The sequence below is a fragment of the Dysgonomonas sp. UBA7710 genome (assembly GCF_002482385.1).
Classification (GTDB): domain Bacteria; phylum Bacteroidota; class Bacteroidia; order Bacteroidales; family Dysgonomonadaceae; genus Dysgonomonas.
Map to the genome: position 1 here is coordinate 113,648 of NZ_DLFW01000047.1, position 13,937 is coordinate 127,584.

Here is a 13,937-nt window from a genome sequence, read left to right on the forward strand (position 1 = left end):
AATATTGTAAAAATGCAAATTTCGGAAATTGTTTACAGGAAACAGTTACAAGCCAGACTTTCGCAGATTGCAGGACAAAGGAACATGACATCTGTAAAATCGTTCAATCTCATAGATTTTTAGCCACCCGGCCCCGAATAAACATTAGTTTTCGTACTTTTGATAAGAGTTTCAAATATTGTTAGCCTTATGAACCTATTGAAATCTATAGTCTTCATTATTCTATTCATTATCTTACCTGTAAAATCGTATCCGGCAAAGGACAACAATTTGCAGTTCACACAAATCAGTACGAAAGACGGGCTGTCGCAAAATACTGTCCGGGCAATTCTCGAGGATAAAAAAGGTTTTATCTGGGCAGGAACTTTAGATGGACTGAACAGATATGATGGCTATAATCTTATTGCTTACAAACCTCAGCTTAACAATCCGAATTCACTGATAGACCATCGTATAAAAGACGTTTTTCAGGACAAAGACGGGTATTTGTGGATCAAGACATATAAGAATGAGTTCAGCTGTTATAATCCGGTTTCAGATTCCTTTGTAAACTACCATTCACAGGGAAATAAGATCCATGAAAACAATGCATATTATATAAATTATTATGAAACTTCGGATGGTACTATCTGGTTGTGGGGAAATACCAACGGTTGCCTGCGAATACACAAAACGGGGAGTAGATTTTCCACAAAATCATTTCTTACCGGGAAGACAACAGAGAATAAGAAAGACTGTAAATTTCTCTTCGAAGACTCCAAAGCTGCAATATGGGTTGGCGGCGAATCCGGTCTTTTCATGATATCGGGAGATAAGGCAGATACTCTCTTTTACAATGAACATTCTTTTACTAAAGCAATAGAACTTAATAATAAAATATACTTCATAACCGAAAAGTCGGCTATCGTCGAATATGATATTAAACGAAAATCATTTCAGGAAACTGCCAACACCTCACTCAATGACATTTATTCCGATGTGACTAAATTATCAGATAATGAACTATTGATAACAACAAAAGCGTCGGGACTTATTTCATATAATATAAGTACCGGACTTTTTGACAAACCTGTTTGGGCAAAAGATCCGCAACTCGCAGGTAATACAGAGTTTATAATCGATAAGAATCAGGGTATCTGGATATATAATCACTCCGGTATAGTATGGTATTATAATCAAAACAGCCGAAAGGTAAAAAAGATGGAATTAATACCATCGGCTATTGCTCAAATCATCGACTTAGAGAGATATAATGTATTCATAGATTCTAAAGGTTTCATCTGGATTACGACATATGGGAATGGACTATTTTACTATAATCCTGAAACTGAGATTCTACAGAACTATAAGTATAGCGCCGACAAGAACAGTCCTGCATCGGATTATCTCCTGTCCATCACGGAAGACAGATATGGAAATATCTGGATTGGAAGCGAATATGCAGGTATCATTAAGGTTACCAAACCCAATTACGACATACAGATTGTCCGCCCTGAGATAGAGACTTCAATAGGGAAAAACAACAATGTACGCACAATATATGCCGACGCATTCGACAAAACATGGGTAGGCACAAAGAATGGCAGCTTATATGTATATGAAGACATCCTGGAAGCCGGGAGATGTATATATAAAGATATGAATCCTTATACTTTGACCGAAGACTCCAGAAAAAGAATGTGGGTAGGGACTAAAGGAAAAGGCTTATACATCATAGATCTGGCCACATACAAAGAAATAGCTCACTATACGAATATAGAGACAGATACCAATTCACTAAGCTACAATACCATCTTCAATATATATAAAGACAATAAAAGCCGTATGTGGATAGGCACTTTCGGAGGAGGGATAAACCTTGCCGAAGATACACCCGGCGGTATTAAGTTCAAACGTTTCTTCTTCGACGACGGCAACCGTAGTTATATCAGGTATATATATCAGGATAGTAAAGACCGTATATGGGCAGGAAGTAGCGACGGCATCCTTTTATTCAATCCGGAAGAGTTGATAAAAAATCCTAAAGCCTATAAAACATACCGCATGAACCTGAATAAGAAAAACGGTATTAACTGTAATGATATAAAGACAATATTTGAAGACGAGGAAGGCATCATCTGGATAGGTACTGCCGGAGGCGGACTAAATAAGTTTATTCCTGCTACCGCGGAGAATGATGAACATTTTATAGCCTATACTACTGCAAACGGTTTGTCCGGTGATTTTGTATCAGGTATTCAAGAAGACAAAGAACATAATCTGTGGATCAGCACAGAAAGTGGAATAACCAAGTTTAATAAGAATACAAACACATTCATAATCTATCAGTTTTCTGAGAAAACATACGGCAACCATTTCAATGAGAATGCAAATATCCACTACAAAAACGGCAATATGTTGTGGGGTAGCCTCGATGGATTAATCGTTTTCAACCCCGAATCGTTCGTGCCCGACCAAAATACCCCACCTGTTACATTGACAGACTTTTTCATTTATGATGTCAAGGTTGAGGCCGGAAAAAAAGACTCACCCCTGAAACAATCGATAAGCTATTCCGATAAAATAAACTTAAACTATAAGCAGAATACATTCACTATCGAATTCGCCTCCTTAGTATTAAAAGATCCGGCAAAAAACAGGTACGTTTATATGCTGGAAAACTATGACAAGCAATGGAGCGCGATAAGCCATTATAATACAGCCACCTACAAAAACCTTTCATCGGGGAAATATATATTCAAGGTAAGAGGGACAAACAGTGACGGAATCTGGAATGAGGAAGTCACACAGATTGAAATCATTATCTCACCCCCTTTCTGGAAGTCATGGTATGCCTATATTATTTATGGCCTGTTAGTAATGCTCCTTTTATACATCGCTTTCAGACTTATCTATAAGTTTAATATGCTGAATAATAATGTAAAACTAGAAAAAGAGCTGACAAATCATAAACTGCGTTTCTTTACCAACATATCCCACGAATTCAGAACCCCGCTGACGCTGATCAGAGGGGCTGTGGAAAACCTGAATGAACAAACAGGAGTGTCTCCGCACGCAATGAAGCAGATAAACATTCTGGGTAGAAACTCCGTTATACTCACCCGGCTCATCGACCAGTTACTAGAATTCCGAAAACTACAGAATAATGTATTGACTCTCGATTTGGAAGATACCGATATCATTGACTTTTCCAAAGACATATATTCCAATTTTCAGGAAGCCGCTAATCAGAAGAAAATAGAGTACTCGTTTATCAGCAACACCGAGTCATATAAGATGTTTATAGATCGCCGCAAGGTGGATAAGATCCTGTATAACCTGTTATCCAACGCATTCAAGTTTACTCCTAACGGGGGCAAAATAGAACTTATGATTTCTATCGACCAGCAAAAGCAAACATGCCTTTTCAAAGTGAAAGATAACGGTATAGGTGTCGACAAAGATAAGCAGCATATGCTGTTCAGCCGTTTCATGCAAATCAACTTTTCATCGTCCGGAACCGGCGTAGGTCTGTCTCTGGTAAAAGAGTTTGTCGATGTACATAAAGGCAGGATCTGGTATGAGAACAATGAAGAACAAGGCTCCATATTCAATGTCGAGATATCTGTAAATAAGGAAACTTACAAAGGCGAAAATTTCATTACTCCAACTCATTCCGATATTATCCCTACCGAAAACAAGAGCAAGATACTTTATCCATCGGATAATACTGAAAGCATCCAATTACCGGATATAGACGATTCCACACTCTCCAATTACAAGATGCTTATAATCGACGACAACGATGATATCCGCAATTTCCTGATTGATGAATTCAGCAAATACTTTATGGTAGAAGTTGCCGAAGACGGACAAAAAGGATTGCAAAAGGCGGTTGAAACAAACCCAGACCTTATTATCTGCGATGTAATGATGCCTGCCATGGATGGATTTGAAGTGACACGGAGACTGAAAGAAGATTTCCAGACCTGCCATATTCCTATCATCCTGTTAACGGCACATTCGTCGATAGAGCATCAACTGGAAGGTATCCAGAGCGGGGCGGATGCATATATCATGAAGCCATTCAGTCTGAAATATCTTGTAACCAGAGTGTTTAAACTGATAGAACAACGGGAACAACTGAAAAAACGTTTTTCGAATGAGTATGTTCTCGACGGCAACCTGATTACATCTACAGACAAGGATAAGGAATTCTTCAACCTGATAGATAAAATACTGGAAGAACATCTTGCCGACACCGAATTTTCTGTAGATAAGTTCGCCGAATTAGCCAAACAAAGACGTACTATTTTCTACAAAAAGGTTAAAGGCATAACCGGACTTTCGCCTAACGAACTCATAAAGATAAAGCGGTTGAAACGCGCCGCCGAACTGCTTTTACAGGGAGAACTTACTGTATCCGAAATATCTTACAAGGTAGGCTTTGACGATCCGTTCTATTTCAGCAAATGTTTCAAAGCCCAGTATAAATGTTCTCCATCGAAATACGGACAACCGATAAATCAGAAGGAGTAAATCCACAAGTTTCAGAACATGACAAACAACGCTCACAAAAAAGATTTATATCATTAATTACCAACACGTTTAAACGATCATCATTAACTGTCCCCCAAAAGCAAATTTTCTACCATCGGAAAAGAGTCTCTCATAAAGCATAAAGACCGCTGTTTATTCAATTACCAAAATATCTCCTTTCTTCAGACCAAATTCAATTAGCCTGTTTGTATTCTGCCTTAATCCTATTTTCTTACCATTTTTCAAGATTCGAGGAGACGGCATATTTTCAGGTAATTTGACGGAGAAGTTATTATCTATTTTAGCTTTTATCAATGCTTTCTCCACTTTACCATTTTTCCAGTTCAGATCAATTTCGGCACCTCCCCTCACACATAAGCCTTTAAAATAACCTGTATTCCATTGCTGAGGTAAAGCCGGGAGAAATTCTATATATCCCTCATGACTCTGTATAAGCATTTCTGCAATACCTGCACCTCCGGCTTCATTTCCATCATATATGAATATATCATAAGGAGCTCCGGCAATGCCTTCGGGTGAGATAGTCAGCAGGTTCTCACGTGTAAATTCACGTTGTAACTGAACCACACTTTCATATGCCTTTTGTGCATCAAACAGACGCGCGTATAAGCAGATCATATTTGCCCGGCTCCATTCCACATCTTCCCAGTCAGGTGCAGCTAACCTGTATTCTATTGTTTTTCTGGCTGCTGCAGCCAGCCCGGGTGTCTTTATCGCTGAAATCTGGGAGAAAGGATATAATGCCAGTAAATGGGTAGTATGCCGATGATTCGGCTGCGCCTCTTCAAAGTCTTCGAACCATTCCTGTATGGCTCCATTCTTGCCTATCATTATCGGAGGTAGATCTTTCAATGCAGCCTTTATTTCTTCCCGGAACGATGCGTCTACACCTAGTACTTCCGAAGCAGCAATGCATGAAGCAAAGGCTTCATAGGCTAGTTGCCTGTCACAGGCCGGCATCATCGATATGGATAACTCGTCTCCCTTGTATCTGAATGAATTTTCAGGGGAAGTACTCGGACCTGTTATTAAATACCCTGTCTTAGGGTCCTGAACCATGTAGTCAATCAGGAACTCAGCATTGCTTTTCAAGATAGGATATGCCTGCTTTTTCAGGAAATCTCTGTCTAACGTATAAACATAGTGCGTCCACAGATGAGATGCAATCCATGTTCCTGCAAGTGGAAACAATCCCCAATTGACCCCCTGTCCCGATGGAGTATATCCCCATACATTTGCGACTGTATTTGCCAGCCAGCCTCTTGCTCCGTAAGTGTTTTTTGCCGTCCTCTGCCCATGCATGGACAGGTCTTCTATGTAATTGAATAAAGGTATATTCGTTTCATGCAGGTTCCCGATATTTGACAGCCAATAGTTTTGCTGGGTATTGATATCGAGATGGTAATCGTTTGTCCATCCCATGTTGCAGGCAAGGTTATCATTCCATATCCCTTGCAGATTAGCAGGTAATGGCGAATTCTCACGGGAGGCGGCAATTTGCAGATATCTTGCATACTGGAAAAACAAGGCATCCATGCCAATATCATTCTTTCCGGCTTTTACACGCTCCCATCTTTTATCTGTGGGTAAATTGCCGGATTCACTCTTTCCTAAAAACAGATCAACACGTTTGTAAAGATTAGAGTAATCATTTATATGTCTACTTTTCAGCATATTATAATCCTGCGTTAATACGTTATCTACTGTTTTTACACAGTCCTCCTTGTATTGTCCGTTAGCATAATCCGTTCTTATATCTACAGCAATAGTAACAGATGTCGCGTCTTCTATGCTAATCTTATCTTTTGTACCCGATACTTTTCCATCCTTAACGTTCACAGAGACTTTACCCATAAAGTTGACCCCGCCCGGTCCCTGTTTTGGGAAAGAGACTTTACCTGAAAATTCAATACTGTTATTTGTAGCAGTGAAAACGGACTCACGCAACATATCTAATGAAAGATCAAATTTCAAAGACTTCGGTTTATTGGCTGTGAGGCGGATAATGAGCGCATCGTCAGGATTACTGCAAAAATATTCCCTGGTATATTCTACATTTCCGACTTTGTATGTTACTGTATTTATTGCATTATCAAGAGTCAATTCTCTCTTATAATTTGAAATATTTGCCGCAGGGTAATAAAATTTGAGTTTCAAATCGCCTGCCGGAACATGTGAACCGAACGAGTGAGGCACACCCGACATGAACTCTGATACGACACGGTTGCCTTCAGCATACTTTCCGTCAAAAAAGAGCTGGCGTATATTGTTCAGCATTTCTTTTCCTAACGGCCGTTCCTGAAATATATCAGGCTGACCCGACCACATTGTGATTTCATTAAGAGCAACTGTTTCTGTTTCAACACCACCAAATACCATTGCTCCGATTCGTCCGTTACCGAGCGGTATGGATTTCATCCATTCATCAGCAGGTTGCTCGTACCATAATGTATATGACCGGCTGTTCTGAGATATAATATTCTGAATATTAGCGATGGATAAGACTATAATCAAAAAAGTCAATAAATATTTATTTTTCATGGTTCTGGTATTTGATAAAAAAGTAACATTACATAAAACAGTTATTTCTCTCATAATCAATTGATATCTTATTAAAAAGTAACAAAGGTAACAGAAATATCAGTGAACAGTCAACAGTTAGCAGTCAACGACTCGTAAGATGTAAAACCTTTGCGTCTCTGCGTCTTTGCGTGAAACAAAACAAGGTGCCAGCCAACCCGCAACTCTTAAAAAAGGTAACTTTTCAGTTAACAGTAAACAGTTAGCAGTTAACAACTTGTATCTCGTGTCTTGTCTACTTGTAACTATTCCCAAAAAGGTAACAAAGGTGACACTTTTTTCAGTCAACAGTTAACAGTTATCAGTTAACAATAAAATCATCTCTGCCCTTGCAACTTTTCTCAAAAAGTAACAAAGGTTACACCTTTTACGTGAACAGTCAACAATTTGCATCTTGTATCTCGTATCTTGTTTACTCATAAACTTGAAACTCAAAACTTATTACTCTCTATAATAGATAAAATTAAAGGAATATAATAATCACAGGCTTTTATTTTGTGATATTTTAATTAATATCCTTTGCCGGAACAGTAAAAGAGGGCTTTAAACCGATGTTTTCCCCGTTCCATAATTCTCTGGCAGAATAAGAGTCTTCGAATCTTTATTGGCTCTTCCGGTTTCCAATTTACCTCCCACAAACTACGGCCAGAAAATAGTGTACCAATTTTCATACTTAACATGATTGATATATACAGATTCTTATTCCTGAGAAATAAGCAGCACAGAACTATCAAATGGATTTCCTATATTAAGGCTGACCCCGGCTTTCATCAGGTAATCTCCTGTAAATATCTGCCCGTTTCCATAAAAAGAACTTTGCCCGGGCTTCACATTCAACTCTGTGATTTTATAATTCTTATCAGGATCAAGTCCTTTCAATTTTGTCTCAAAATAAGTTGTACGTCCATGATATTTCAGGCTATATGCAAAGAATACCGATTGCTTTTTATCTTTTGCAACGTACATATGTGATGCCCAGCCGTTTTTATCATAAGGAGATATAAGCCGGTATAAATCGCCTAATTGCACAACCGGTCTGATAAGTTTATAGTCTTTTACTGCATTTGTCGCAAAACCATACTCATCTCCCTGTATATCTTTTGGTTGAAGTTCCATACCCAAACGGCCTGACATGGCCACATCGAAGCGAAATTTGAGCGGAGCCATCATCCCCGTCTGATGATTGGGACTAGTGGAAACATGTGATCCTGTCGCAATAGCAGGGAAGAAAAGATTGGTTCCATATTGTATGAAAATCCTGTCGAGGGCATTTGTATTATCGCTTGCCCAGAATTCGTCATGATACTTCAATGCTCCAAATTCGACACGGCCTCCACCGGATGAACATAGTTGTATCTGAATATCGGGATATTTAGCCCTTATTCTATCATATACTTTATATAAGCCTTTGACATACTCATACCAGAAATGGGTTTGTTTATCAGCCGGAAGATAGTCCGAACCCACATTGTCCACATGCCTGTTGGCATCCCATTTTATATAGCTGATGTTTGGAGATAATGAAACCACATCATCAAATGTCTTGAAAACAAAATCCTGAACCTCCGGATTACTCAAGTCCAGCAACCATTGGTTACGCATAGGAAGAATATCGCGCTTACCACTCTTTACAATCCATTCCGGATGGCTCTTTGCCAGTTCGCTATCCGGATTTACCATTTCCGGTTCTATCCATATACCGAATTTCAATCCTTTATTTACAGCATAATCTGCAAGATAGGAAATTCCTCTTGGCAACTTCTTTTTGTTGGTCTGCCAGTCTCCAAGTCCGGCATTGTCACTGTTACGCGGATATTTATTTCCAAACCAGCCGTCATCCAGAACAAACATTTCCACGCCGAATTTAGCAGCATTGTCTATCATATCCGTAATTGTTTTCTCATCAAAAGAGAAATAAGCCCCTTCCCAACTATTCAAGATAACCGGATGAAGCTGGTCTCCATGAGCCATAGCGTATTTGCGTGCCCAGTCGTGATAATTCCTTGATATTTGTCCTATCCCGTTTGCGCTGTATGTGAGCACCATTTCCGGTGCTTCAAGTTTTTGATCAGGTTCCAGATAGAAAGTAGAAGCAAAAGGATTCATCCCGGATAAAATACTCAGTTTGCCTGTTTCATCCAGTTCGAAGGATAACTTATAGTTACCAGACCAAGCTAGAGAACCGGCATAAACTTCCCCCGAATCTTCTCTTGAAGGACTGTTCAGTGATAAAATGAATGATGGATTCTCAGATTGAGTAGCCCTTACTCCCTTTTTAGTTTCCACGACTTTTATACCGTGAGTTAGCTCTTCTTCTTCCACTTGCATCTCGGCGGACCAGGTTCCATTAAAGTGTATGAGATAATATGATCCGGCATGCAAAGGGATATAGGAAGAAGCGAAATCTTCTACCTTGATTTTACTTTTTTCTTTGTGATGGATAATTGCGGACTGGCATATGATATTCTCCTTCAGATAAGCGACAAAGCGAATGTCTACAAAAACAGGATATAATTTATCTTTAAGGCTGATGATCGTTTCTGTCTTGTTAGCATCAAGCACTTTTGTCTGACTACTTATATAAACCAGTTCCGTGGTAAGGACACCGTCGTCATGCGTCAGCTTCAATGCAGGGTTGAGATAATAGCGGCCTCCATATGCCGGATATAGTTGCGATGCAAAATCATCGTTTGTGTCAGGCTGCCCCTTAATCTTTTTATTAAGGAAAGAAGAAACTCCATTCAACTTATTTCCCCAATACTGAAAAATAACCTTTTCGTTTTGGACTGCCGTAAAAACCATCGTCAGGTCTTTTGTTTCAACTTGTATGACTTTTTTCTCTTGACCCTCGACATTGACGTAAATAAAAAAAACGAACAGAACACTTAATACCAACGTTTTCATTTCTATGAATTTTGGAAAGGATATAATGTCGGACATCAGACAAAATATCTTCTTATATTATTAATCTTTATTTATTTCCTAATACATTTAGAAAAGATAACATATATGCCCGCCACAAAGGCATATATGTACCTTATATGATAACCAAACTTAAATCATCTGGTAAGCTTATATACCCTTACATCCTGTGGCGGTACAGAGTATTGGAGCATACCTTTTTCGACCGGGACCTCTGACGAAGTCCACAATTCTTTACATTCTACCTTATTACCGGCCAATCCTATCCTATCCAGATTCATACTTCCCGCTTTATTTGCAATTTTATCGAAATTGAAAACTGCCACATATGTGCAATCCGTAGTTTCGAGCATATAGAACGGTTCTGCTTTTCCCGGGGCATCTGCAATATAGCCCTCTACCGGATAAAAAGATTTGCCAATACGGGCTATATCATTTATTTCTTTATTCGTTGCTACTTTTACAGCCTTTTCCCGTGCAGCTATATTTCCCGGGATTTTGCCTTTACTGCTAAAATTATCACCCAGCATATAAATACCTGTAATAACAGCAGAGGTGATACGCGCCCGGTTAGCACCTTCTTTATAATCATCGGCTTCCTGTGGTTTATAAAGGAGGATATGATCCGCATCATTGAACGGATATACACGGTCGAGCCACCATCCGAAAGAAAGACTGTTGAGCATATAGCCGGTTGTACCCCATTCCCCTTCGGTCATTGCACCCCACGCATCGCAACTGATACGTTTCGACGTACCATATTGAGATGGGAATGTAGGAGCAATGGACAGTGCCATAAACATATCCTCGCCGCATAAATCCGACAAATATTCCATCCCCTCATTGTAAGCCTGTATACCGGTGGTTACAGCCGGATTGTGGAACGAATCTGCTTCTAATGTACCATTATTGATAAAATCAAGCTTTACATATGTATATCCCAGACTCTTGAACTTATTGATATAATGAGCCATCCGTTGTTTTGTACCCGGATGAGTAGGGTCTACAGCCAGAGACTCCACTTTACGTGGTTTACCATTTGCATAAAGGTATATATCTTTATACTTATAAGCATTATTAGTACCCTCTACAAAGGCTTCCGCATTTCCATGCCAATCGGAAAACGGACACCAATAAATTCCGGCTTTCTGCCCGTTGGCTTTGCAATGTTCCACAAACTGACGGAGCTGGTCTTCCGTAAAATTGTCCCAGAAAGAGTCCAGGCCAATATATGTTACATTATCATTTTCGAAACTATTTGGTTGTAGTTCCGTCTTTATAAAATCTGCAACATCTACAGCCCCTTCATAGTTTACTTTTTCGGCCATAGCTCCCCAGCTATTCCAGCCAAAAGGAGTACCACTATTCCATTTACGCGGAGGAGCAACTACGGCATTAGCCTCTCCGAAAGCTTCCATACCCTTGCGCCAGTCTTTAAATATGCCAAAGAATATTTTAGGGGATTTCAGGTTTTTCCCTTTAATACTGCCATGTTCTTTAGATGGTCTGTCGGGTCTTTCGCTGATGTCTCTTGTCAATTCATGAGCAACACCACCAAAACATTCCAGTTCAGTGATATATTGATTATTCTCTCCTCTGTAACGGATTCCTGTCTTCCATGTATCATGTTCTACAGAGCCTATAACCAGCCCATTACGCTCTTTACCGTTAAAGATGGAGGTTACTTCGAAAGACATATCTGCGGTAGATAACGGCGAGGATAAGTAGTGTACAAACGCGTCGTTATCGAAAGGTACGCGTAAAACCCTGTTTGACTCATCCGCCGGAAGAAATGCTGTTTTTGTCGCAGTATATATTGGAGCAATATAATTGCTTGAAATGTCTGATTCGGATTCCAAATATACTTCGGTGAGGAAGTATTCTTTATCTGGATAGAAAAAATATACCTGCTTAATATCAGGCTTACCTGCCAGCCCTGTATAGCTGACTGTAAATTTTACACCTTCCCCGAATATATCGGTCACAGATGTCTTATCAATACTCACTTGCGGATAATTTGTACTTTTTATAAAGTCACCGGCTATTTTTGCTTTTACAAACACACCTGATAGAATATGTTTGCCATTGTGTTTGTAATCTAATGTTTTAGTGTCCTTATTATAAACAATAGACCATTGTTTATACTCTATCTTATTGTCATTGGTATAAGTTGCACATGCCGGCAGGCATATGCAACTCATACTAATAAGAATAATAAGACCTTTTATTGTCCTGTAAATCATCTTATCTAATTTAATTAATTGTAACCCGGATTTTGATCTTCTTGAGTGAATGCTTCGTTAGTCTTGATCTCTGTGTCTGGAATCGGATAACGTTTGTTGAAATCCTGTATTGTTCCCGATTCTCTCGCCCATCTGTTACGCTCTTTTACCAGCTCTACAAAGTTGTTGGTGCGCAACAGGTCGATACGGCGCCATCCTTCAAAACATAACTCACGCATACGCTCATCCATAACTTTTATACGGAAATCGCTCTGAGACATATTACTCCACTTCTTATCTGCCGGTAGTGTACCTCCCCATGCACGTGTACGAATCTCATTATTTACCAGATTTACCGCATCAGAAGTTTGTCCTAATTCATTCAAGCACTCAGCATGCAAAAGTAGAACATCCGCATAACGTATCACAGCAAAATTCTTACCTGAATTCCACATATTGTTGATTCCAAGGCCTGAAAGAATATCCGTGCGGAAATCTTCATATTTCCTGATATGCGGGTCCAATTCATCTGTTGTTCCTGTCCATTGGGTTTTTGATAAGTCCGGGGTTACATATTCAAATGAACCGTCTCCCGTATATTTATTGGTATAGTATGTGAAGTCATAACGCAACGCTGCGTCCTTACGCAAATCTCCATTTTCCCAAATGCCTCCTTCTGTTACCGTTTTATAAACAAATGGGGTAGGAACAAGGAAGTCATAACCGGAGAAAGAGCATCCCTGACTGAACCATGAGTCGCAGGCCCGTGAACCTGTATCGAACTGCCAGTAATTACAATCCGGCCATACGTTATTGAATTGCAATTCGAACAGTGATTCGGCTGAATTGGGGTTGTCATAGCGGAACAAATCACCATAATTATCCAACAATCTGTAACGGCCCATATCGATTATCTGTTTAAAGCAATCATCCGCCTTGGAGAAATCGCGTAAGTTGGTCGATTCGGGAGCGGCCATGTAAGCTTTTCCGAGCATGGCCAAAGCAGCACCTTTCGTTGCGCGTTGTGGCTCGCTGTTATAGGAATCCGGCAAATTCTGGGCTGCAGTTGTAAAATCATCTATAATATATTTCCATACTATATCCAGCGGTTGGCGTCCAAGCCCTAACTCATTAGTCTTTGCAATATCAATAACCGGGATCTCTCCCCAATACATACTCAGCTCAAACATCAACATTCCACGGATGAAACAAGCTTCTCCCAGTAATTTCGCGGCACGTTCGGGCTGTTCGGTAGTCATGCCTAATGCATAAATAGCTTTCGCGGCCGATACAACGGCTGGCCAGCGATTGTTCCAGATACTCGAAACCTGGGTAGAAGTGGCATTCAACTGTCCGTTGTATTTGTCCATACCGGCCTGGTCGCCGGAAGAAATCAACTGGAAGTTCCCTTGCTGAGTTTCATCAGTTCCCAAATAGGGCATTAAGCCGTTACGCCCTTCTTTACAATTGCGATAACTCTTATATAATCCGAGAACTAATGGTTCTACATTATCAATCTTTTCAAAAACCTGTTCTTCGGTTAATGATCCTGTCGGATCTACTTGCAGAAAATCAGCACAGGAAGTTGTGTTCAGAGCAAATGTGCAAACCAACACACATATTGCACTATATTTATATATCTTTTTCATTGTATATTCTCTTTATAATTTAAAT

At 39.7% G+C, this 13,937-nt stretch carries 5 protein-coding genes; 1 reads left to right on the forward strand and 4 read right to left on the reverse strand.

Annotated features, from left to right (window positions below):
* Positions 1 to 189: 189 nt before the first annotated feature.
* The gene (locus B3317_RS16185; RefSeq protein ID WP_291113480.1) at positions 190 to 4,518 is read left to right on the forward strand and encodes a hybrid sensor histidine kinase/response regulator transcription factor; all 4,329 of its coding nucleotides are present in this window, start codon (positions 190 to 192) and stop codon (positions 4,516 to 4,518) included.
* A gap of 153 nt (positions 4,519 to 4,671) precedes the next feature.
* Here the strand turns inward: B3317_RS16185 and B3317_RS16190 are convergent, their stop codons facing one another.
* From B3317_RS16190 to B3317_RS16205, 4 genes are all read right to left on the reverse strand, one after another.
* Complete coding sequence (locus B3317_RS16190) at positions 4,672 to 7,080, reverse strand: glycoside hydrolase family 95 protein (RefSeq protein WP_291113482.1); 2,409 nt, start codon at positions 7,078 to 7,080, stop codon at positions 4,672 to 4,674.
* Between the two features lie 738 nt (positions 7,081 to 7,818).
* Positions 7,819 to 10,023 (reverse strand): alpha-galactosidase, encoded by a 2,205-nt coding sequence (locus B3317_RS16195; protein ID WP_291113484.1) that lies wholly within the window; start codon positions 10,021 to 10,023, stop codon positions 7,819 to 7,821.
* 155 nt (positions 10,024 to 10,178) lie between these two features.
* A complete protein-coding gene (locus B3317_RS16200; protein WP_291113486.1) occupies positions 10,179 to 12,284 on the reverse strand; it encodes an alpha-galactosidase in 2,106 nt (701 codons plus the stop codon).
* Positions 12,285 to 12,298: 14 nt separating this feature from the next.
* Positions 12,299 to 13,912, reverse strand: coding sequence for a RagB/SusD family nutrient uptake outer membrane protein (locus B3317_RS16205; RefSeq protein WP_291113488.1), 1,614 nt, complete (start codon positions 13,910 to 13,912; stop codon positions 12,299 to 12,301).
* Positions 13,913 to 13,937: the final 25 nt, after the last annotated feature.